Origin of the sequence: Flavobacterium crassostreae, assembly GCF_001831475.1 — a bacterium.
GTDB classification, from domain to species: domain Bacteria; phylum Bacteroidota; class Bacteroidia; order Flavobacteriales; family Flavobacteriaceae; genus Flavobacterium; species Flavobacterium crassostreae.
The window spans coordinates 119,354-142,376 of sequence record NZ_CP017688.1 but is presented as its reverse complement, the minus strand read 5'-3'; the positions used below and the strand labels follow the sequence as shown (position 1 = coordinate 142,376).

Below are 23,023 nucleotides of genomic sequence, written 5' to 3'. Positions count from 1 at the left end.
AAACATGCTGTATTATTTATTTGAATATTTAGACAAAATATTAAATCTATCTGGAGCTGGAGTATTTCAGTACATCACCTTTAGATCTGCAATAGCATTTATGCTTTCCTTGCTGTTATCTACCATTTATGGAAAAAGAATCATTCGGTTTTTACAAAACCAACAAGTAGGTGAAACCGTTAGAGAGTTAGGATTGGCCGGACAAAATGAAAAAGCAGGCACACCTACCATGGGAGGTTTGATCATTATTTTTGCCACGCTAGTTCCGGTTTTATTGTTTGCAAAATTACATAACATTTATATTGTTTTGTTAATTGTAACCACACTCTGGATGGGAACCATTGGATTTGTAGATGATTATATCAAGATTTTTAAAAAAGACAAACAAGGGCTTAAAGGAATTTTTAAGGTATTTGGACAAGTAGGCTTGGGTTTAATTGTAGGTACGGTACTGTATTTTCATCCAGGAGTAACCGTTAGGACAGATACCGGCAAAACAGATGTTTTTAAAGTAACTTCAGGCTATGTTATTAGTCCTGCTCCAGTCGAAGAAAAATCTACAGCAACCACCATTCCGTTTTTTAAAAATAACGAATTTGACTACGCAGAATTAGTAGCCTGGACCGGAGAAGGATACCAAAAATGGGCTTGGTTGGTTTTTATACCGATAGTTATTTTTATTATCACTGCTGTTTCAAATGGTGCCAACCTTACCGATGGTATCGATGGTTTAGCAGCAGGAACATCTGCTGTATCTGTTTTGGCATTGGGGATTTTTACTTTTGTCTCTGGAAATATTATTTTTTCCAATTACTTAAATATCATGTACATTCCTAATTCTGGCGAAATGACCGTATTTATTGCGGCATTTGTAGGGGCTTTAATTGGGTTTTTGTGGTACAACTCCTATCCAGCTTCGGTTTTTATGGGAGATACCGGTAGTTTAACCATTGGAGGAATTATTGCCGTTCTGGCCATTGCAGTAAGAAAAGAAATGTTGATTCCGTTATTGTGTGGGATTTTTCTGGTAGAAAATTTATCCGTAGTGCTACAAGTAAGTTATTTTAAATATACCAAAAAACGCTTTGGAGAAGGACGAAGAATATTTTTAATGTCTCCCTTGCACCATCATTATCAAAAGAAAGGCTATCATGAAAGCAAGATTGTCACTCGGTTTTGGATTGTTGCCATCATGTTGGCCATCCTATCCATTGTTACACTAAAATTAAGATAATATGAGATTAGTAGTCTTAGGAGCAGGAGAAAGTGGTGTTGGAACCGCTATTTTGGGTCAGCAAAAAGGATACGAAGTTTTTGTGTCGGATTTTGGAAAAATAAAAGATAGCTACAAACAAGTTCTTACCGATAATGCAATAGAATGGGAAGAAGAGCAGCATACCGAAGCTAAAATTCTAAACGCTACCGTGGTGATGAAAAGCCCTGGTATTCCAGAAAAAGTAGCAATTGTAAAAAAGCTAGTTGCCCAAGGTATTCCTGTGATTTCTGAAATAGAATTTGCAGCTCCTTTTACAAAAGCAACCACAATTGGAATTACGGGTAGCAACGGCAAAACTACCACAACCATGCTGGCATACCACTTGTTACAATCCGCAGGTTTAAATGTAGGTTTGGCAGGAAATATAGGAAAGAGTTTTGCATGGCAAGTAGCCGAGGCTAATTATGATTCCTATGTTTTAGAATTAAGCAGTTTTCAGCTAGACGGCATTATCGATTATAAGCCACATATAGCCATAATAACCAATATTAGTCCGGATCATTTGGATCGGTACGAATATAAATATGAAAACTATATTGATTCAAAGTTTAGAATAACCAAAAACCAAACCGAAGAAGATTATCTGATTTATGACGCCGATGATCCAGCCATCACCACATGGTTACAAAACAATAAAACAAGAGCAAAATTAATTCCTTTTTCATTAACAAAAACCTTTGAAGAAGGCGCCTATATAAAAGACAACATCATGAAAGTAGCAATAAATCAAGACGATTTTACAATAGAAACAGAGACGATTGCCTTAGAGGGTAAACATAATATGAAAAATGCAATGGCGGCAACATCTGTAGCAAAATTGATGCAAATTAGAAAAGCAACAATCCGAGAGAGTTTATCTAATTTTCAAGGAGTGGAGCACCGTTTAGAGAATGTGCTTAAAATACAGAACGTACAATATATTAATGATTCCAAAGCTACCAATGTAAACGCTACCTTCTTTGCATTAGATAGCATGAATGCGCCAACAGTATGGATAGTAGGAGGCGTAGACAAAGGAAACGATTATAACGAGCTAATGTCTTTAGTGCGCGAAAAAGTAAAAGCAATTGTTTGTTTAGGTATCGATAACAAAAAAATAATTGACGCATTTGGCACCGTTGTAGACGTTATGATTGAAGCAAATACCATGCAAGATGCCGTAAAATTGGCACAACGATTGACCGAAAAAGGAGATGCCGTTTTGTTATCGCCAGCCTGTGCTAGTTTTGATTTGTTTGAAAACTACGAAGACCGAGGGAACCAATTCAAACAAGCAGTACAAAATTTATAATTTTAGATTTGTAATCTAAATTTTTAAAATAAAAAATGAAACAACTAATTAAAAATTTAAAAGGAGACAAGGTTATTTGGTCATTTGTGGCCTTATTAGCACTGTTTTCTTTTATGCCTGTTTTTAGTGCCAGTAGCAATTTAGCCTACTTGGGGCACGGAACAGGTAATACGTTAGGCTACTTAGTCAAGCACCTAGCGCATATATGTATTGGTTTTTTGATTATTTATTTAGTACATAAAATACCCTACCATTATTTTAGAGGAATATCTAAAATTGCCTTGCCAGTTGTATGGCTCTTGTTGGCCTACACCTTAGTCAAAGGAACCGTTATTGCAGGAGCAAATGCAAGCCGCTGGATCCAAATACCTTTTGTAGGAATTACGTTTCAAACCTCTACATTGGCATCCCTGGTGTTGTTTTTGTATGTGGCTAGGTATTTGTCTAAAAACAGATCCGAGCCAATAGATTTTAAAGCTTCATTAAAAGAGCTTTGGGGGCCGGTGTTTGTTACATTAGCTATGATTTTGCCCGCCAACTTCTCTACCACGGCACTTATTTTTTCGATGGTAATTATGTTGGTGTTTGTGGGTAAGTATCCCATAAAATTTACGGCTTTAATAATTGGTTCTGCAATCGTATTGTTTGCTTTTTTTATTTTGATTGCCAAAGCATTTCCAGATTCTAGATTCTTTAGCAGAGTAAGTACTTGGGGCAGCAGGATAGAGAATTTTACCACTGACAAACCAGATGAAGACGATTATCAGATTGAAAAAGCAAAAATAGCCATTGCTTCGGGCAAAATTTACGGCCTTGGCCCAGGAAAAAGTGTGCAAAAGAACTTTTTGCCTCAATCTTCTTCGGATTTTATTTATGCCATAATTGTCGAAGAATATGGCTTAATTGGCGGTTTAGGAGTTTTAGGGTTGTATCTGTTACTCTTTTTTAGATTTGTTATAGCTTCTCACAAAGCAAGCACGCTTTTTGGTAAGTTAGTAGTAGTGGGGCTTGGTTTTCCTATGATATTTCAGGCTATGATTAATATGGCAGTTGCAGTAGAATTATTGCCAGTAACCGGACAAACCTTACCTTTGATTAGTAGTGGAGGTAGTTCTATTTGGATGACCTGCTTTGCATTAGGAATAATTATAAGCGTTACCAAAAAAGAGGACGAAATTATAGAAGAACAAAAAGAAGCTGCCAAAAGAGAAGAAGCACTACAGAGAGTGATAGACCAGCAACTAGCAAGTGAATTAGAAGATGTTCCAGAACAAGATGGAGATGGTAATTTAGAACAAACCCACTCCATAGAAGACAAAGCAGCAAACCCTATGGAAGCGGTTTTTGGAAAATAAATAGAATTAAGAACAACAAAATTAAGATGGCAAAATACAAATTCATATTAAGCGGCGGCGGCACAGGAGGGCATATCTATCCAGCCATTGCTATTGCCAATGAATTAAAACTGCGTTTTCCGGACGCTACATTTTTATTTGTAGGCGCTCAAGACAAAATGGAAATGCAAAAAGTGCCCCAAGCTGGATATGCCATAAAAGGCTTGTGGATCTCTGGCTTGCAACGTCAAATCAATTTAAAAAACGCCATGTTTCCATTCAAACTATTGGATAGCTTATGGAAATCAAGAAAAATTATTAGAGAATTTCAGCCCAATGTAGTTATCGGAACAGGAGGTTTTGCCAGTGGGCCGCTATTGCAAATGGCAGCGATGATGAATATTCCGACCGTTATACAAGAGCAAAATTCGTATCCAGGAATAACAAACAAGCTTTTAGGCAAAAAAGCAAACATAATATGTGTTGCCTATGAAAATTTAGAACGTTTTTTTGTAAAAGAAAAAATTCGTTTAACGGGCAACCCTGTTCGTCAAGATTTAATTGCAATAACCCAAAAAAGAGAAGCAGCATCTGCTTACTTTGCTTTAGATACTAGCAAAAAAACCTTGCTAGTGCTTGGTGGAAGTTTAGGTTCTAGACGAATAAATCAATTATTAGAAAAAGAATTACCGACCATTTTATCTCAAAATGTGCAAGTAATTTGGCAGTGTGGTACGCTGTATTTTGAAGAATACAAAAAACACAATGGCACCAACGTACAGGTAGTTCCGTTTATTGAAAAAATGGATTATGTCTATGCAGCAGCAGATATTATTATCTCTAGAGCAGGAGCTTCCTCGGTATCAGAACTATGTATCGTAGGAAAACCAGTGATTTTTATTCCTTCTCCTAATGTAGCCGAAGACCATCAAACCAAAAACGCACAGGCAATTGCCAGCCAAAAAGGCGCAATTATAGTAAAAGAACACGAGTTGGATGCGGTATTTGCATTGGTTTTTAAAGAACTGTTGTTGGATTCCGTCAAGCAAAAACAATTGAGTCAAAATTGCAAGGCTTTGGCTAAACCAAATGCTACCAAAGAGATTGTTGCCGAAATAGTAAAACTGCTTCAAAAATAAATTAAGTATACATGCAAACAAAAATGAATTTAGACACTATACATCACGTTTATTTTATAGGAATCGGTGGAATCGGTATGAGTAACCTAGCGCGTTATTTTAAAAACCTCGGCAAGCAAGTTGCGGGTTATGATAAAACACCAACCGCATTAACCGATGCGTTGGTACAAAGCGGGATTTCCATTCATTTTGAAGACAATATAGCCTTGATTCCAGTTAATTTTACTGCAGAGACTACCTTGGTGGTTACCACTCCTGCGGTACCTAAGGCACATACAGAGTGGAATTATTTTTTGCAAAACCACTACTATGTTCAAAAAAGAGCCGAGGTTTTGGGTTGGATAACCAAAGACAGCTTTTGCTTTGCCGTTGCAGGAACGCATGGCAAAACAACAACCTCCGGAATTCTAGGTCATATATTGTATGAATCTGGTGCTGACGTAACTGCATTTATTGGAGGAGTAGTGGAGAATTATAATTCTAATTTAATTGGTAATGGAACAAAAATTACTGTGGTAGAAGCCGATGAATTCGATCGTTCTTTCTTACATTTGCACCCGGATATTGCGTGTGTAACCTCAATGGATGCAGACCACTTGGATATATACGGTACGAGCGATGCCATTGAGGCCTCTTTTGTAGCCTTTGCATCCAAGATAGCATCCAAAGACAACTTGTTTATCACCAATGATTTGCCCCTAAAAGGAAGAACTGTTGCAGTAAACCAAATAGCAGATTATAAAGCATTTAATATACGTATAGAAGAAGGAATTTACCTGTTTGATGTCCAGACACCTACTGAGATCCTAAAAGATTTTCGTTTTGGACTTCCAGGCAAGCATAATTTAATGAATGCCATGATGGCAATTGCTATGGCAAAAACATTCGGTACCCCAACCGAGGCTATTGCAAAAGCGTTGCAGTCATTTAAAGGAATAAAAAGACGGTTTTCGTACCAGTATAAATCTAAAAACAGGGTTTATATTGATGACTATGCACACCATCCCACAGAGATTGATGCGGTGCATCAAGCTGTGAGAGAGTTGTATCCAGACAAAAAAGTCTTAGCGATTTTTCAGCCTCACTTGTTTAGTAGGACCAGAGATTTTGCCGAAGATTTTGCAAGGAGTCTTTCTAATTTTGACCAAGTTGCTTTATTAGATATTTATCCAGCAAGGGAGTTGCCTATAGAGGGAATTACCTCTGCTTGGTTATTAGATAAGATGACCAATGAGGATAAAAAAATAATTTTAAAAAATGAAGTAGTGCCTACAATTCTTGCCAGTGATGCAGCAGTTGTTGTAACCATAGGAGCTGGAGATATAGGAGAAATAGTAAGCATTATAAAAGAAGCATTACATGAAAATGATTAACTGGACAAACAGCAGGTTATTGCTTATGGTAGTACTGGTGCTTTTTTTGTTTTCCTTTACTTCAAAGCGAAATGAAAACAGAAAACTCATCAAATCCGTGGTTGTTTTTGAAGGAGATAATGCCCTTTTTTTGAAAAAAGAGGTGGTTAATAAATTGTTGATAGAAAGTAAAGCTAGTGCTTCTGCTATCCAAAAAGTTAGCTTAGATTTGAATACGCTAGAAAAAGCACTCAACTCTAACCATAGCATAGAGCAGTCAGAGGTGTCTGTGAGTATTGACGGCGTGCTTAAGGCAGTTGTCATACAAAAGACTCCGATAGTGCGTGTTTTGGACGGAAATAACTCCTTTTATATGGATTATAAAGGGACCAAAATGCCGTTGTCTAACAATTTTACAGCAAGAGTTCCGCTTGTTTCGGGAGTGATAAATAAAAAAAATAACGAAGCATTAATGGATTTGTTTCGCAGGATTTATGACGATGATTTTTTAAAAAAAAACATCATAGCCATTCAAATTATGCCTAACGGGAGTTTAAAAATGTTTAACAGAAACTTTGATTATCAAATAGATTTTGGGACTACAGTTAATGTAGAACGCAAATTTCAGGATTACAAAGCTTTTTTTCAGAAAGCAGTTTTAGACAATTCGTTATATAACTATAAAAAAATTGATCTCAGATTTACAAAACAAGTAGTTTGCACTAAATAAATAGATAATGGAAAAAGAGAACATTGCAGTGGGTCTAGATATTGGGACAACCAAAATTGTTGCCATGATAGGCAAAAAGAATGAATATGGAAAACTAGAAATTCTAGGAGTAGGCAAATCCAAGAGCTTGGGTGTAGCCAGAGGTGTAGTAAATAACATTACCCAAACCATTCAGTCCATACAACAGGCATTGCAAGAAGCAGAGATTAATTCTGGTTACAAAATCAAAGATGTAGTAGTTGGTATTGCAGGGCAGCATATCCGCAGCATACAACACACCGATTATATTAGCAGAAACAACCCAGAGGAAGTTATCGGTGGAGCAGATATCCAACTATTAATAGACCAAGTAAATAAACTGGCCATGTTGCCAGGAGAAGAAATAATACACGTATTGCCGCAAGAATTTAAAATTGATGGGCAATCCGAGATTAAAGAACCAATAGGGATGTATGGTGGCAGGTTGGAAGCTAGTTTTCATGTTGTAGTAGGCCAAGCATCCTCCATTCGTAACGTAGGCAGATGCATACAAAGTTCTGGTATTGAGTTATCTGGGCTTACCTTAGAGCCATTAGCTTCTTCGGACGCTGTTTTAAGTCAAGAAGAAAAAGAGGCAGGAGTTGCGTTAATTGATATAGGAGGCGGAACAACCGATTTGGCTATTTTTAAAGATGGAATAATCAGGCATACCGCCGTAATTCCATTTGGAGGAAATGTGATCTCTGATGATATCAAAGAAGGTTGCTCCATTATAGAAAAACAAGCGGAGTTACTAAAAATAAAATTTGGATCTGCTTGGCCAGGCGAAAATAAAGACAATGAAATTGTTTCTATTCCAGGATTAAGAGGAAGAGAACCTAAAGAAATTTCGTTGAAAAACTTGTCCAAAATTATTCATGCTCGTGTAGTAGAAATAGTAGAGCAAGTATTTACAGAAATAAAAGCGTACGGTCATGAGGATCCTCGTAAAAAATTAATAGCAGGTATTGTACTCACAGGTGGTGGCGCAGAGCTTAAACATATCAAGCAATTGGTAGAATATATCACCGGTATGGATACCAGAATAGGCTATCCTAACGAACACTTGGCAGGAGACTCAGACGAACAATTTTCAAGTCCGTTGTATGCCACAGCAGTAGGTTTGGTCATGAATAGTATTGAAAATAAAACCAACAGTGCGGTTAGGTTAGATGCCATAGTACCGCCAAAACCAGTGTATCAAGCTCCAGTGACTCCAAGAGAAACTTTAGCGCATAGAGAAGAACAGGAAATGGCAGCACAAGAAAATGATAACAATGCAAAGAAAGAAGAATCTACAGGAGACAAAATAAAACGATCTTTTTTTGATCGTTATGTAGATAAGATTAAAGATTTTTTAGACAACGCAGAGTAACGGACCTGTCCGATTAAATAAAATAATTAATTATAATAATATCAAAAACCAAATACAAGATGAGCAACTCAGAATTTGGAAGTATTTCATTTGATTTACCAAAAAACCAATCAAATGTAATTAAAGTAATAGGTGTCGGTGGCGGCGGAAGCAACGCAATAAACCACATGTTCAAACAAGGAATCAAAGGAGTAGACTTTATTGTTTGTAACACCGACTCGCAAGCATTACAAAGTAGCGCCGTTCCAAACAAAATACAATTAGGAGTAAACCTAACCGAAGGACTTGGAGCAGGAGCAAACCCCGAAGTAGGGCAGCAGTCCGCTATTGAGAGCATCTCTGAGATCGAAAAAATGTTGGATCGCAATACCAAAATGGTGTTTATTACCGCCGGAATGGGTGGTGGAACCGGTACGGGAGCTGCACCAGTAATTGCACAATTAGCCAAAGAAAGAGAAATTCTTACCGTAGGTATTGTAACACTTCCTTTTTTGTTTGAAGGAAAAGTGCGTCAAGAACAAGCCAAGATAGGAATAGAAAAATTACGCAAACAAGTAGACTCATTAATTATTATCAATAATAATAAATTAAGAGAAGTGTACGGAAACTTAGGTTTTAAAGCAGGATTTTCAAAAGCAGATGAAGTTTTGGCAACTGCCTCTAGAGGTATTGCCGAGGTTATTACACACCACTACACTCAAAATATTGATTTACGAGATGCAAAAACAGTGTTGTCTAATAGCGGTACTGCCATCATGGGGTCTTCGGTGTCTTCTGGCGAAAACAGAGCCCAAGAAGCAATTATATCTGCCTTAGATTCACCTTTGTTAAATGATAATAAAATCACCGGTGCCAAAAACGTATTGTTGCTCATCGTTTCTGGCTCTAATGAGATTACATTAGACGAAATTGGTGAAATAAATGATCACATACAAAACGAAGCAGGCCATAATGCTAATATCATTATGGGTGTTGGTGAAGACGAAACCCTAGGAGATGCCATAGCAGTAACCATTATTGCAACTGGTTTTGATATAGAACAACAAAACGGTATCGTAAATACGGAACCTAAAAAAATAATCCATACCCTCGAAGAAGAACAAAAAAGCGTTTACAATTTAACCAAAAATGAAATTCCAGGGTTTAATTTGCATACCGAAACCCCAAAATCCAACCCAGATCAAAGAGTTGTTTTTGACCTTATAGAAGACGAAGAGGATTTATCGGAACCAATTACCGCAGCCCCAGAACCAATAGTTCCCGTTGCTGGTAACGAAGAACTGATGGCCATGTCTGCATTTATAAACAATTTAGACGTAGACTTTGAGATTGTTTCTCCTTCTACCGATTTTGATTTCACCATTAGTACTCCTAAACAAGCAGAGAGACCACAATCCGAGCCAGAAGCACCAGTTAAACAGCAAGAACAAACTGTTTTTTCGTTTGATTTGCCGTTGCCAACTCCAAACGCTGTCACAAAAACAGAAGACACAGAGGTTTTTGAACTAACCAACGAAACCCGTGAGATCCAAGTAAATCAACCTGTAAGTTTTGTGCCAGTAACAGAATTGTCAGACAGCGGTATCATTAAATATTCTTTAGAAGAATACATGGAAGCTGAAAATGAATTATTGGCCTCCAAACCTGTTTCCAAAAACGTAGAAAAAGAAGTACCTGCGGAGTTAAATATTACAATGAAACAAGTCGACACCTCTTTGGGAGACACTTCTCAAAAGGAAGAAATTTCTCCTATGGAAATGACCATTGAAGAAACCTTGCGTTTGCGTGCAGACGAAAGAAGAAAAAAATTAAAAGAGTTCAATTATAAATTTCACAATAACGTTTCTAAAGTTGATGAATACGAAAAAGAACCAGCATACAAAAGGTTGGGTATAGATGTATCCAATACCCCTGCCAACAATACCAACTCCAGAATATCCGTAGGTACCGATAGTAACAACGATTTGCAATTGCGTTCTAATAATTCGTATTTGCATGATAATGTGGATTAGTTTTTTTAGTCTATAAAACAAAAATTAACCCGAAATTAAACCATAAATTTCGGGTTAATTTTTTATATTTGTAGCGTATTACTTAGACAGGATTTCTTTGAAGACTATTTCTAGGATTTAAGACCTAATACAGTGTTTTTTATTAAAAAAAGAAATTATAATAAAAAACAGCACCACAAAAAAACAAAATATATGAGTTTATCAACCAATATCATGGACGAAATGAAAACCGCCATGAGAGCCAAAGACACTGTAGCTTTAGAGGCATTACGAGCCATTAAATCAGAACTTTTGTTGGCTCAAACCGCTTCCGGATCTAAAGTAGAAATTTCAGAAGAAGAAGAAGTGAAATTGTTACAAAGGTTGGTTAAAACCCGAAAAGAAAGCGCTAGAATTTTTACCGAACAAAGCCGTCTGGATTTAGCCGAGCCCGAATTAGCTCAAGTAGCAGTTATTGAAAAGTTTTTACCAGCCCAATTAACCGAAGCAGAGGTAGAGGCTGTAGTTGCAAAAATAATTACAGAAACAGGAGCGTCAGGTATTGCTTCTATGGGTAAAGTAATGGGTTTAGCAGCTGCTCAATTAGGAGGAACTGCCGAAGGTAAAACAATCTCAGCTATTGTAAAAAAATTATTAGTATAAAATATTTATTGCTAATTTTGAAACTTGACTTTAATTTTTATAAAAGGTTTTTTATTTTTCAAAATTAGCAACAAAATTGGCTGCGTAGTTCAACTGGATAGAATATCAGATTTCGGCTCTGAGGGTTGGGGGTTCGAATCCCTTCGCGGTCACACACAACACAAAAAACCTTGCAAATATCCTGCGAGGTTTTTTAGTTTTTATAGTATTGCTACATTTTCAGCAAAACAACCTCTTTTTTTTTGGTGGTAAGTATCTTTCTTAAATTTGTGGTATCTTACAAAATCAGTTATCCAGCTACCTGGTTTTTTGCAACCGGATAACGATGTACAGGATCTATTTAATACGCAAAACTATAATCTAATATTATATTGTATTTATAATCCGTTAAAGTGCGCCTACAAGAGTGGAAAGTAGTTTTTGGGAACAATTATCTAACAGCCATTGCTAATGGGGTCCAAACTGTAATCAAGCACAGCCTAAACTTGGACCAACACAATTGGGGAAAATTAAATAACGCTTTGAAGATCGTTAGTTGTCAGTTTGTGCAACGAAAAAAAAACAAATAAGTATATGAATTTTAAAAACTAAAACAAATTTATTTATGAAACTTGATGTCATGAAACCAATCCGAGTTTACCCAAATGAAGAGTTTAAAGAAATAACAATTCCAGAGAAATTAAAATTACGGTATGCCGTTTCCAATAAAGGAAGATTAATCAGTTTTGTAGACGATATAAAATTTGGAAGAGAATTAAAAGGAGGAATGAGTGATGGGTACAAAATGTTTCGTTATAAAATTTATAAGGATGGTAACATTAAAAACAAACATTTTTTTGTCTCTAAACTTGTGGCAGAATATTTTATTCCAAAGACCTCCGAAGACCAAATTTACGTTTTACATTTAGACCGAAAACGGGATAATGATGACTATAGAAATTTAAAGTGGGCTACAAAAGAAGAAATGCTAGAACATAGTCAAAAAAGCCCCTATGTAAAGCAGGCAAGACTTAATTTAATAAAACATAATCTTGAAGCAAACGGTAGAAAATTAACGGTAACAAAAGTGATGCTCATAAAAAAAATTCTTGCCAAAGCAGAACAAAAGACAAGGTTGAAGATGATTGCCAAACAATTTGGAGTAAGCGAAATGCAAATCAGAAGAATTAAATCGGGCGAAAATTGGAGCCAAGTCAAAATATAAAAAATAAAACCTCGCAGGATTTGCGAGGTTTTTTTATGTTTTTAGAATGTACTTTCTTTTTTTTAGCGAAAGATTTTTTTAGGTATAACAAAAGCGATCCGTTTTTAAAGCCACCATGTTTTATTTGGGAGTCAAGCCGTAAACAAATTAGGCTTGCAGTCTAGGGGCTTGTTTTGGAATCTTTTTTTGTCTTAAAGAAAACCGTTAAATTAGTACAAAACAGGATAATTAGATTGGTGTTTTTTTATAATAGACTGTTTTTACAGGCGTTGTTTTCGATATAATCAAACGGATAAGGATAGCCCAAAGATGCGGCTTTTAATAAATCTTCACAGCCACTTTCTTTTTGTTTGAGAGCAAATTTTGTTTCTGCACGGCTATTATAAGCAAGACCATAATTGGGATCAATAGCGATGCATTTGTCTAAATCAGTAAGAGATCCTTGGTAGTCTTTAAGGATGTTTTTGGTGTTGGCTCTAAAATAATATGCTTTTCGTGATTTTGGATTTAATGCAATTGCTTTGGTTAAATCCTCAATTGCATTTTGGTATTTTTTTAAAATTCTCTCCACCATTGCTTTTGAAAAATAGGCTTCTTCAAACTGTGGCTCCAGGGCAATGGCCTTGGCGTAATCTTTAATAGCTAATTTATAATTTTGTAATAATTCTTGATTTTTGCCCAATATGTAATAATCGTTTGCTGTTCTAGCCTGACCAAACAAATGGATGCTGGCGGTCAGCATTAAGATAATATAAATTTTGTTCATTAGGTTATTAGGGTAAATGTGTAGGTTATGGTTTAATTTTCTGTAAAACAATAGGTTGTCTGTTGCTTTAATTTTGGATTATATAAAAGAATAGGCTTCCAAATGCAAATTTCGAAAAAAAAACTTAATAAACAATACGCTTTAATGGGGATTTTAAAACTATTGTTATATTAAGTTTTTTATGCTTGTATTATGATAAAGTAAAAATTAACGGTATGGTTTAATTTTTAGTTAAATTTTTTAAATCGGCTATCGTTTCTGTAGGGTTTTGGGCTTTAAAAACATAACTACCTGCTACCAGAACATCTGCTCCGGCTTCAACTAGTTGAACGGCATTTTTGTTGGTAACGCCTCCGTCAATCTCTATGAGAGTAGTGGCGCCTTTTTGGACAATCAATTCTTTTAGTTTTTGGACCTTTTTGTAGGTGTTTTCTATAAAAGATTGCCCTCCAAAACCAGGATTTACACTCATGATGCACACTAGATCAATATCTTGGATTACATCTTCTAATAGGGCAATGTTGGTGTGTGGGTTTAGGGCAACTCCAGCTTGCATTCCTTCGGCTTTTATAGCCTGTAGGGTTCTGTGCAAGTGGGTACAGGCTTCGTAATGTACGGTTAGGATAGTGGCGCCTAAATCGGCAAAAGTTTTGATGTATCGATCTGGGTCTACAATCATCAAGTGTACATCGATGGTTTTTTTGGCGTGTTTGGTTATTGCTTCGAGTACGGGCATACCAAAGGATATGTTGGGCACAAAAACGCCATCCATAATGTCAATATGAAACCAATCGGCCTCACTAGCGTTAATCATTTCTATATCGCGTTGTAGGTTTGCAAAGTCTGCTGCTAGTACGGATGGTGCTATTAGGGTATTTTTCATTTTTGGGGTATAGTTTGCTGTGTTGTTTTTAGTTATTGGTGTTGCAAAATTAGTTTATTTACAGCTAATTGTAAAGCTTTTTTTATTTTGGTTGCAGGCTCTTGCGTAAGGGATTGGAGTGTAAATCCTTTTTTTAGTATGGAGCGTAGCGTAATGCTTAAAAAAGATTGCAGCGTAAAGCCCGACCCGGAGTTTTTACGGAGGGTTACGCCCAATTGTTTTTGGCTTTATTTTAAAAAAATAAAACTCCGGTAATTAGCCGGAGTTTTGTTGTTAGTCCAAAAAAAGAACCGTTATGGCTGCTGTTTTTTTTAACCTAAATATGTTTTTAGTATTTTACTTCTGGAGGTGTGCTTTAACCTACGGATGGCTTTTTCTTTAATTTGACGTACTCGTTCTCTGGTCAGGTCAAAGGTTTCGCCAATTTCTTCCAGGGTCATTGGGTGTTGGTCTCCTAGTCCAAAATAAAGACGTACTACATCTGCCTCACGAGGAGTTAGGGTTTCTAGAGAACGTTCAATTTCAGTGCGTAAGGATTCGTGAATTAATTCTCTGTCTGGGTTTGGAGATTCTCCAGAACGCAAAACGTCATAAAGATTAGAATCTTCTCCCTCAACAAGTGGTGCATCCATGGATAGGTGACGGCCAGAGTTTTTCATGGACTCTTTTACGTCATTTACGGTCATGTCTAATTCTTTGGCAATTTCTTCCGCAGATGGTGGTCGCTCGTTAGATTGCTCTAATAAAGCGTACATCTTGTTGATTTTGTTGATAGAGCCAATTTTGTTTAATGGCAAACGTACAATACGGGATTGTTCTGCCAAGGCTTGCAGAATGGATTGACGGATCCACCATACTGCATACGAAATGAATTTAAAACCACGTGTTTCATCAAAACGTTGTGCGGCTTTTATGAGTCCAAGGTTTCCTTCGTTAATTAAATCTGGCAATGTTAACCCTTGGTTTTGATATTGTTTTGCTACCGATACCACAAAACGTAGGTTGGCTTTGGTTAGTTTTTCTAAAGCGCGTTGGTCTCCGGCTTTAATTTTTTGAGCCAATTCTACTTCTTCATCAGCGGTAATAAGATCAACTTTTCCAATTTCTTGTAAATATTTGTCTAATGATGCAGTTTCCCTATTGGTTACCTGCTTGGTGATTTTAAGTTGTCTCATAGTGTTGTTTCCTCTGTTTTAAAGTGTACAAGTAGTTATACGTATAAAGTTGCTTAAAAGTTACAAAAGAGTCTAAAATAAATTAAATTTTTAGGGCATTCCCTACGGTCGGGCTGTCCGCTGTATCTTTGATTCCATTGCATTCTATCAAAGGATGCCGCTACCATCCCTAATGCAAAAAAAACAAAAATCCCGTTTCAAATACATGAAACGGGATTTTTTATAAATAAACCTTTAGTAAACTTAAGATCTGATTACTCTTTTTTGTCCTCACGAGGAGGTCTTGGCAAAAGTGCTTTTCTGGACACTTTTTCTTTTCTAGTTTTTGGATCCATACCTAAGTATTTCACTTGAAAAACATCGCCCATGTTCACCACATCCGAAACATTTTCGGTGCGTTCCCATGCTAGCTCAGAAACGTGTAATAATACTTCGTTTCCTGGGGCTTCGGCATATTCTACAACAGCACCAAAATCCAACATTTTGATTACTTTTACTTCATAAGACTCGTTCATTTGAGGCTTGAAAGTGATGGATTTAATTTTAGCCAATACCGCTTCAATTCCAGCAGGATCAGTTCCTAAAATTTCAATAACACCTTCTTCAGTAGCAGGATCTTCATTGATAACAATGGTAGTTCCGGTAGTTTTTTGCAATTCTTGAATCACTTTTCCACCAGGTCCGATCAAGGCACCAATAAAAGCATTAGGGATTCTTCTTGTAATAATTTTTGGAGCGTAAGCTTTAACATCCTCTTTTGGAGTAGCTAAAGTTTCGATTAATTTTCCAAGGATATGCAAACGACCATCACGAGCTTGAGCAAGTGCCGCTTCCATAATCTCGTATTTCAATCCATCAATTTTGATGTCCATTTGACAAGCAGTGATTCCTACAGAAGTTCCGGTTACTTTAAAGTCCATATCTCCTAAGTGATCTTCGTCACCAAGAATGTCAGACAATACAGCAAAACGCTCTCCGTCAGTAATCAATCCCATGGCAATTCCAGAAACGGGACGAATCATTTGGATACCAGCATCCATCAAAGATAGTGTTCCAGCACAAACAGTTGCCATAGAAGACGAACCGTTAGACTCTAATACTTCAGAAACCACACGAATGGTGTATGGACAATCCGTAGGGATCATGTTTTTTAACGCTCTTTGAGCCAAGTTTCCGTGACCTACTTCTCTTCTTGAAGTTCCTCTCAAAGGACGCGCTTCACCAGTTGAGAAAGGAGGGAAGTTATAATGTAAGTAGAATTTCTCTTCACCTTGTTGTGATGGCGAGTCAATTTGGTTGGCTTCTCTAGAGGTCCCTAAAGTTGCTGTAGCCAATGCTTGCGTTTCTCCACGGGTGAATAATGCCGATCCGTGTACTGATGGTAAATAATCTACTTCACACCAGATAGGTCGGATTTCGGTAGTTTTTCTTCCGTCTAGACGTGTTCCTAAATCTAGGGTTACGTTACGTACGGCTTCTTTGTTGGTTTTTTTGAAGTATTTAGAAACTAAATCGCCATCAACTGCTAATTCTTCTTCCGTAAACAATGCTTTCACTTCTTCTTTTACTTCTTCAAAGGCTGCTGTGCGTTCTTGTTTAGAAGAACCTTTGCTTGCAATAGCATAAATTTTATCGTAAGACGCTGCCTTTACTTTAGCGTAAATAGCTTCGTCTTCTCTTTCTCCTTCGTAGGTACGAACTTCTTTTTTACCAAAAGCAGCTTGCAAACGTAGTTGAGCAGCAATTTGGTTTTTAATATGTTCGTGTGCAAATTTAATTGCTTCCAGCATTTCTGCTTCTGAGATTTCTTTCATTTCACCCTCTACCATTGCGATAGAATCCATAGAAGCTCCAATCATCATATCGATGTCAGATAATTCTAATTGAGCACGGCTTGGGTTAATAATAAATTTCCCGTCGATACGACCAACTCTTGCTTCAGATATTAATGTTTCAAAAGGAATGTCAGACAAAGCTAATGCTGCTGATGCTGCAAGACCTGCAAGTGCATCTGGCATAACATCTTCGTCATGAGACATCAATTGAATCATTACCTGAACTTCGGCATGGTAATCATCCGGAAAAAGCGGACGTAAAACACGGTCTACTAAACGCATGGTTAACACTTCGCTATCACTTGGTCTTGCTTCTCTCTTAAAGAAACCACCAGGAAAACGTCCTGCTGCAGCAAATTTTTCGCGATAATCTACCGTAAGGGGTAAAAAGTCGATACCTGGACTTGCTTTTCTAGAAGATACTACTGTTCCTAATATAACCGTTTTACCTATTCTAATTACTACAGATCCGTCTGCTTGTTTGGCTAAACGACCTGTTTCGATTGTGATGTTTCTTCCATCACCTAAATCGATACTTTCTACAAATAATTGTGGAATCATAAATTTAATTTTTTAGTTAAACCTGGGTTCTAGTTGTGTTGTAGTTGTTGTTTGCGTAGTTAATGCCTAAAACCCAATGAAAAACCAAACTTTTTTTAAGCTCCCGACCCCAAGAGGATGCTTGTGTAATCTATAAAAATAGCCTTTTTTATGGTGCCTGTGTGGCTAGGGGGTTAAAAACAAAAAGAGGTACTTGCGCACCTCTTTTTTATATTGATTATTTTCTGATATTCAATACTTTGATAATCTCACGATATCTGTTAATCTCTTTCTTTTTCAAGTAATCTAGTAAAGATCTTCTTTTTCCTACTAATAATACTAAAGAACGCTCTGTGTTGTAATCATGACGATTTCTTTTCAAGTGCTCTGTTAAGTGGCTAATTCTGAAAGTAAATAAAGCAATTTGTGCTTCTGCTTTTCCAGTGTTTGTTTTTTCTCCGTGTTGTGCGAAGATTTCTTCTTTTACTTCTTTAGTTAAATACATTCCAATATTTATTTAATGATTTTTATGTATGTACTACAGCTATTGTAGGACGGCTGCAAAAGTACTGTTTATTTTTATAAATAAATAATAAATATAAAATTTTTTATTAGCCTAACGGATGCTTAACCGGTTCTGGTGGAATTTTCTTGTTTTTAGTACAGCTTGGCAATTTCGTGAGTAACAAATTCTAAAAAACGTTCGTCAGCCTCCGTAAATGGGTCTATTTCGTGGCTATCAATATCAATTTGTCCAATATTTTGTCCATTTACAAATAGAGGGACTACAATTTCGGATTTAACGGTCAAGCTACAAGCAATATAATTGTCTTGAGCGGCTACATCCGGCACCACAAAATTAGCATTTGAAACTGCAACTTGCCCACAAATTCCTTTTCCAAACGGAATTACGGTATGGTCTGTTGGTGCACCTATATAAGGACCCAAATGTAGGGTTTTGGTCTCTGGATTTGCAAAATAAAAGCCTACCCAATTATAATGCGCAATTTGTTTATTTAAAAGTTGGCATATAGCGAGTAGTTTTTCTTCTCTAGAAAGAGAAACGGCGGTAGTAATTGCGGTTACTTCTGGTTGTAATTCTTCAAAGGTCATTTTTGGCTATTTTTATACAAAAGTATTTAAAGTTAGTCTTATAAATTGCATAAATTTGTTAAAAAAAAGATCCTTTGAAACACTATTTTATTGCACATAAGCTTTTTTTGTTGTTTTTGGCAAAGTTTTTTTTGACCTATATTTTGCTTACGGTAGTTTATCAGTTGTACCTCGGCGGATTCCAACAGAACCAAATAGACGGCATTACGCAGCTCGTATCTCAAAATACACAGCAGTTGATGCGTGTTTTGGATATGGACGTACTGGTTTTAAAAGACAAAGGAGCTTCGGTTATGGTGTTTTATAAACAAAAATATATTGCCCGTATTATTGAAGGCTGTAATGCCATTAGCATAATTATTTTATTTGTGTCTTTTATTGTTGCCTTTTCAGGAAAAATAAAACCCACTTTACTTTTTATTTGTATGGGTAGTTTGGTCATTTATGGGCTCAATGTAGTGCGTATTGCACTTTTGGTTGTTTTGTTGGATGCATATCCAGAACAGACAGCAGTATGGCACGGAACCATTTTTCCGTTATTTATATATGGAGTGGTGTTTCTTTTGTGGGTTTTGTGGGTTACTAAAATTTTGGATTATGCTAAAAAAACAGTCTGAATGCTATCTTGCCATAGTGCTTGTCTTGCTCTTGGTTTTGCTGCTGATAGGAGTACGTGTTTATGAAGACGAGTTATTTTACGATCCTTTTTTGAACTATTTTAAGACGGATTTCAAAACGGCTCCGCTACCACCATACAATGCCTTACAGTTGTTTTTGGGGTTGGTCTTTAGGTATGCCTTAAATATGCTGTTCTCTATGGGTTTGCTGTATGTTGTTTTTAAAGAAATTGCATGGATTAAATTTGCTGCTTTTTTGTATGTTTTTTTCTTTATGGTGTTGGTTTTTTGGTTCTACCTCTTGGTGTCTTTTTGGGAACCAGTAAATACATTGGGTTTGTTTTATGTAAGACGTTTTTTGATTCAGCCGCTTTTTGTACTGTTGTTTATTCCTGCTTTTTATTACCAAAAAACAAACAAATGAGTTTATTTTCCGTTATCTTTAAGATCTAATTGTTGCAAGGAAACTAATTTTTTTAGAAAATGAAAATTATCAAAAATTCAGGCCAAGTAGTAGATTTTGACGCCAAAAAACTCCAAGCCTCGCTGCTAAAATCCGGAGCAAGCCACAAAGTAGTAGAAGGTATCTTGGCTAAAATACAAGAGACAGTCTACGAGGGCATTTCTACCAAAAAGATATATAAAAAGGCGTTTTCTCTTTTAAAAAAACAAGCAGATTCTCATGCTGCAAGATACAATCTAAAGGCAGCATTGTTGTTGCTTGGGCCTGCAGGATTCTTTTTTGAAAAATATATTGCCCGCCTTTTTGTAGAAGAAGGCTATAAAACCATCTTGAACCAAACCCTGCAAGGGCAATGTGTATCTCACGAAATGGATGTTTTAATCCAAAAAAACAACCGTATTGCTATGGTAGAGTGTAAGTTTCATGGAAGCACTAATGCAGCCTCGGATGTTAAAGTGCCATTGTATATCCACTCTAGGTTTAAGGATGTTGCAACACAAACCCATGCTATTTTTTCTGGAAAAGATACCGTATCTCAATGTTGGATTGCCACCAATAATCGGTTTACGGGAGATGCTATTGCTTATGCCGAGTGTGTAAACTTGCATCTTTTGAGCTGGAATTATCCCAAAAACAATAATCTAAAAACCAAAAACGATGGGCAATGCCTATATCCTGTAACTTGCTTAACGACTCTTTTGCGAGCCGAAAAAGATACATTGCTTTCTTTAGAAATTATTTTAGTCAAAGAACTAGCTTGCAATGCGTTGGTTTTGCATAAAATAGGCTTGAGTACCACTAGAATAAAAAGAGTGTTGAAAGAAGTTTCTGAATTATGTCCAGATTGTTAGAGCGTAATTTAGAACTTGTTTTATAATTTAATTAAAAAATAACCAGATGAAAGTTACCTTTATTGGAGGAGCAGGTACGGTAACGGGCTCCAAAACATTACTAGAAAGCAACGGGAAGAGAATTTTAATAGATTGTGGATTGTTTCAGGGCATAAAACCCTTGCGAGAACTCAATTGGAAACCCTTGGCTGTTTTGGCCAGTACAATTGATTGTGTTTTATTGACCCATGGTCATTTAGACCACTGTGGTTGGTTGCCGTTGTTGGTAGAGCAAGGTTTTTCGGGCAAAATATACTGCAGCAATCCCACCATGCAAGTTGCTAAATTAATTTTGAGTGACAGTGCCAAAATTCAAGAAGAAGAAGCCAAAAAAGCCAATAAAGAAAAATTCTCTAAGCACCAAGTAGCCAAGCCACTTTATACGGTGGCGCAGGCTTTGAACGTATTTCCGTTGTTTCATGTTATCCAAACCGAGCAGCCAATACTGTTAACCAAAAATATTTCGGCACGTTTCTTTAACGCCGGACACATTATCGGTGCTTGTAGTATTGCGTTGGAGCTAGAGGATAAAACCCTATTTTTCTCGGGAGATATTGGTCGAGACCAAGATGTTTTAATGTTTCCGCCTACAAAACCCAAAAATGCCGATTATGTTTTTTTAGAAAGCACCTACGGCAACCGCCTGCATCCAGACTCTAATGCGAAGTTAGAATTAGCCGCAGCAATCAATGCTACTTTAAACAACCAAGGAACATTTATTATACCGAGTTTTGCAATTGAGCGCGCACAAAGCATAATGTACCTATTGTGGCAATTAAAAAACGAAAATAAAATACCAGACGTTCCTTATATAATAGACTCACCTATGGGAGTGCATGCGTTTTCTATTTTCTTGAACAATAGTAGTTGGCACAAAAGCACGTTGCAAGACTGCGTTGCTATGGGCAAAATGTTTACCATGATTACCGATTATAAAGATACACTAGCGGCTATAGATAACAAACAACCCAAAGTGGTTATTGCGGCAAGCGGGATGGTAACCGGAGGTAGAGTCTTAAATTACTTGCAAGAATATATTGGTCAGCCCCAAACAACCATTATGCTTGTAGGTTATCAAGCCGAAGGAACCCGAGGCAGAAAATTAGTAGAAGGCGCTAAGGAGGTAAAGATCTACGGAAAATACTACCCAGTTGTAGCCAAAATAATGGAAATAAAAGGCTTGTCTGCACACGGAGACCAAAAGGATTTGCTCCATTGGCTCTCGGAATTAAAAAACACTCCTAAAAAAGTATTTTTGGTACACGGCGAAAACCAAGCTGCAGACGAACTTAGAATAAAAATTAATCAAGAATACGGCTATGATTGCTGCGTGCCTTTGATGAACGAAGAAATGGTGCTTTAATTTGGTTGCAAAAAACCAATTTTATATTTGTTGTTACAGAACACTACCTCTTTAGGATTGTGACACCGATTGCATAAATTTTTAATTGATTTTAAGATTTTTTTGCAGCGCTCTTTTGTTGTTGGGTTACTTGTAAAAATTTATAGTTAATTAAACTTTAAAATAAAACAATAAATTGCTGTTGAAATAAATAATACTTACTTTCACGCTCAAAATATTTTAAAATAAAAACACGGAAGGATGAACAGTTTTGATTGGAAAAATTTAATAGACCCACTTTTTTACATTCACTTTGATGTAAACGGGATCAAACTAGGTATATATATTGTTTTGTTTATTGTGTTTGCAGAGACAGGGCTTTTTGCAGGATTCTTTTTGCCAGGGGATAGTTTGCTTTTTTTGGCAGGAATTTATAATCGCGAACTAATCGAGAATGTGTTTTTTATAGAAAGTGATTTTATAAACGTAGTACTTTTGTCTACCATGGTAGCCATATCAGGTATCTTTGGTAATATTATAGGATACTGGTTTGGTTCCAAAAGCGGATACTATCTTTATAACAAACAAGACACTTTTTGGTTCAAAAAGAAATATTTAGTCCAATCTAAAGCTTTTTTTGAAAGACATGGTGGTAGAGCAATCATCTTTGCAAGATTTTTGCCAATTTTCAGGACTTTTGCACCTATAGTAGCAGGTATTGTTTCTATGGAAAAAAAGAAATTTATGTTCTATAATATTTTGAGTTCTTTTTTATGGTCTTTCACGTTGATTTTTGCAGGGCATTATTTATATGGTTTTTTATTAGCTAATTATGGTATCAATCTAAAAGAACACATAGAGTTAATTGTTATAGGCTTAGTTGTAATTACATTATTACCGGTAATTCTTAAATTTGCTAAAAAAACTACCATAATAGAGTAAGTAATGTCCCAAAACAGAATTTCAATTTGTAAGGTCTAAATATTAGTATATTCCAAAAATAACACCTCCATTTTAGAGAGCTTT

Annotated in this window: 21 protein-coding genes and 1 tRNA gene; 16 read left to right on the top strand and 6 right to left on the bottom strand. The window is 36.4% G+C overall.

The window, feature by feature from the left end:
- The first annotated feature begins 4 nt into the window (after positions 1–4).
- The 11 genes from mraY to LB076_RS00650 all read left to right on the top strand — a co-directional run bounded on the left by mraY (position 5) and on the right by LB076_RS00650 (position 12,373).
- Positions 5–1,234: a phospho-N-acetylmuramoyl-pentapeptide-transferase gene (gene mraY, locus LB076_RS00700; protein ID WP_066336252.1), complete on the top strand. Its 1,230-nt coding sequence runs from the start codon at positions 5–7 to the stop codon at positions 1,232–1,234.
- A 1-nt stretch (position 1,235) separates the two neighbouring features.
- On the top strand, positions 1,236–2,567 hold the full coding sequence (murD, locus tag LB076_RS00695) for a UDP-N-acetylmuramoyl-L-alanine--D-glutamate ligase (RefSeq protein WP_066336264.1): 1,332 nt from the start codon (positions 1,236–1,238) through the stop codon (positions 2,565–2,567).
- A 35-nt stretch (positions 2,568–2,602) separates the two neighbouring features.
- Positions 2,603–3,922 carry an FtsW/RodA/SpoVE family cell cycle protein gene (locus LB076_RS00690; RefSeq protein WP_066336267.1) on the top strand — a complete coding sequence of 440 codons (1,320 nt, stop codon included), beginning with the start codon at positions 2,603–2,605 and terminating at the stop codon, positions 3,920–3,922.
- 26 nt (positions 3,923–3,948) lie between these two features.
- A complete protein-coding gene (murG, locus tag LB076_RS00685) occupies positions 3,949–5,040 on the top strand; it encodes an undecaprenyldiphospho-muramoylpentapeptide beta-N-acetylglucosaminyltransferase (RefSeq protein ID WP_066336269.1) in 1,092 nt (363 codons plus the stop codon).
- 23 nt (positions 5,041–5,063) lie between these two features.
- The gene (gene murC / locus LB076_RS00680; RefSeq protein WP_066336432.1) at positions 5,064–6,413 is read left to right on the top strand and encodes a UDP-N-acetylmuramate--L-alanine ligase; all 1,350 of its coding nucleotides are present in this window, start codon (positions 5,064–5,066) and stop codon (positions 6,411–6,413) included.
- Complete coding sequence (locus LB076_RS00675; protein WP_066336271.1) at positions 6,400–7,122, top strand: cell division protein FtsQ/DivIB; 723 nt, start codon at positions 6,400–6,402, stop codon at positions 7,120–7,122. The genes murC and LB076_RS00675 overlap by 14 nt, the downstream gene beginning before the upstream one ends.
- A 7-nt stretch (positions 7,123–7,129) precedes the next feature.
- The gene (ftsA, locus tag LB076_RS00670; protein ID WP_066336273.1) at positions 7,130–8,515 is read left to right on the top strand and encodes a cell division protein FtsA; all 1,386 of its coding nucleotides are present in this window, start codon (positions 7,130–7,132) and stop codon (positions 8,513–8,515) included.
- Positions 8,516–8,574: 59 nt separating this feature from the next.
- A complete protein-coding gene (gene ftsZ, locus LB076_RS00665) occupies positions 8,575–10,527 on the top strand; it encodes a cell division protein FtsZ (RefSeq protein WP_066336274.1) in 1,953 nt (650 codons plus the stop codon).
- Between the two features lie 192 nt (positions 10,528–10,719).
- Complete coding sequence (locus tag LB076_RS00660) at positions 10,720–11,169, top strand: GatB/YqeY domain-containing protein (protein ID WP_066336435.1); 450 nt, start codon at positions 10,720–10,722, stop codon at positions 11,167–11,169.
- A gap of 78 nt (positions 11,170–11,247) precedes the next feature.
- Positions 11,248–11,321: transfer RNA gene (locus LB076_RS00655), tRNA-Arg, on the top strand.
- Between the two features lie 452 nt (positions 11,322–11,773).
- Positions 11,774–12,373, top strand: coding sequence for a hypothetical protein (locus LB076_RS00650; protein ID WP_232505662.1), 600 nt, complete (start codon positions 11,774–11,776; stop codon positions 12,371–12,373).
- 244 nt (positions 12,374–12,617) lie between these two features.
- Here LB076_RS00650 and LB076_RS00645 read toward each other — a convergent pair whose 3' ends face one another.
- The 6 genes from LB076_RS00645 to LB076_RS00615 form a co-directional block, all read right to left on the bottom strand.
- A complete protein-coding gene (locus tag LB076_RS00645) occupies positions 12,618–13,139 on the bottom strand; it encodes a tetratricopeptide repeat protein (RefSeq protein WP_066336281.1) in 522 nt (173 codons plus the stop codon).
- 220 nt (positions 13,140–13,359) lie between these two features.
- Positions 13,360–14,022, bottom strand: a complete 663-nt coding sequence (gene rpe / locus LB076_RS00640) for a ribulose-phosphate 3-epimerase (protein WP_066336282.1) — start codon at positions 14,020–14,022, stop codon at positions 13,360–13,362.
- A gap of 311 nt (positions 14,023–14,333) precedes the next feature.
- Positions 14,334–15,197: a sigma-70 family RNA polymerase sigma factor gene (locus LB076_RS00630; RefSeq protein ID WP_026707723.1), complete on the bottom strand. Its 864-nt coding sequence runs from the start codon at positions 15,195–15,197 to the stop codon at positions 14,334–14,336.
- Between the two features lie 254 nt (positions 15,198–15,451).
- Positions 15,452–17,593: a polyribonucleotide nucleotidyltransferase gene (locus LB076_RS00625; RefSeq protein ID WP_066336286.1), complete on the bottom strand. Its 2,142-nt coding sequence runs from the start codon at positions 17,591–17,593 to the stop codon at positions 15,452–15,454.
- A 217-nt stretch (positions 17,594–17,810) separates the two neighbouring features.
- Complete coding sequence (gene rpsO / locus LB076_RS00620) at positions 17,811–18,077, bottom strand: 30S ribosomal protein S15 (RefSeq protein ID WP_066336287.1); 267 nt, start codon at positions 18,075–18,077, stop codon at positions 17,811–17,813.
- A gap of 152 nt (positions 18,078–18,229) precedes the next feature.
- Complete coding sequence (locus tag LB076_RS00615) at positions 18,230–18,685, bottom strand: GAF domain-containing protein (protein WP_066336295.1); 456 nt, start codon at positions 18,683–18,685, stop codon at positions 18,230–18,232.
- A gap of 74 nt (positions 18,686–18,759) precedes the next feature.
- Here LB076_RS00615 and xrtF point away from each other — a divergent pair, with 74 nt between their 5' ends.
- The 5 genes from xrtF (at position 18,760) to LB076_RS00590 (ending at position 22,939) form a co-directional block, all read left to right on the top strand.
- Positions 18,760–19,302: an exosortase family protein XrtF gene (xrtF, locus tag LB076_RS00610; RefSeq protein ID WP_066336296.1), complete on the top strand. Its 543-nt coding sequence runs from the start codon at positions 18,760–18,762 to the stop codon at positions 19,300–19,302.
- A complete protein-coding gene (locus tag LB076_RS00605; protein ID WP_066336302.1) occupies positions 19,283–19,726 on the top strand; it encodes an exosortase F system-associated membrane protein in 444 nt (147 codons plus the stop codon). The genes xrtF and LB076_RS00605 overlap by 20 nt, the downstream gene beginning before the upstream one ends.
- Positions 19,727–19,785: 59 nt before the next feature.
- On the top strand, positions 19,786–20,616 hold the full coding sequence (locus tag LB076_RS00600; RefSeq protein ID WP_066336304.1) for a restriction endonuclease: 831 nt from the start codon (positions 19,786–19,788) through the stop codon (positions 20,614–20,616).
- Between the two features lie 46 nt (positions 20,617–20,662).
- Positions 20,663–22,018 carry an MBL fold metallo-hydrolase RNA specificity domain-containing protein gene (locus LB076_RS00595; protein ID WP_066336307.1) on the top strand — a complete coding sequence of 452 codons (1,356 nt, stop codon included), beginning with the start codon at positions 20,663–20,665 and terminating at the stop codon, positions 22,016–22,018.
- Positions 22,019–22,258: 240 nt separating this feature from the next.
- Positions 22,259–22,939: a DedA family protein gene (locus LB076_RS00590; protein WP_066336320.1), complete on the top strand. Its 681-nt coding sequence runs from the start codon at positions 22,259–22,261 to the stop codon at positions 22,937–22,939.
- The last annotated feature ends 84 nt before the right edge of the window (positions 22,940–23,023 follow it).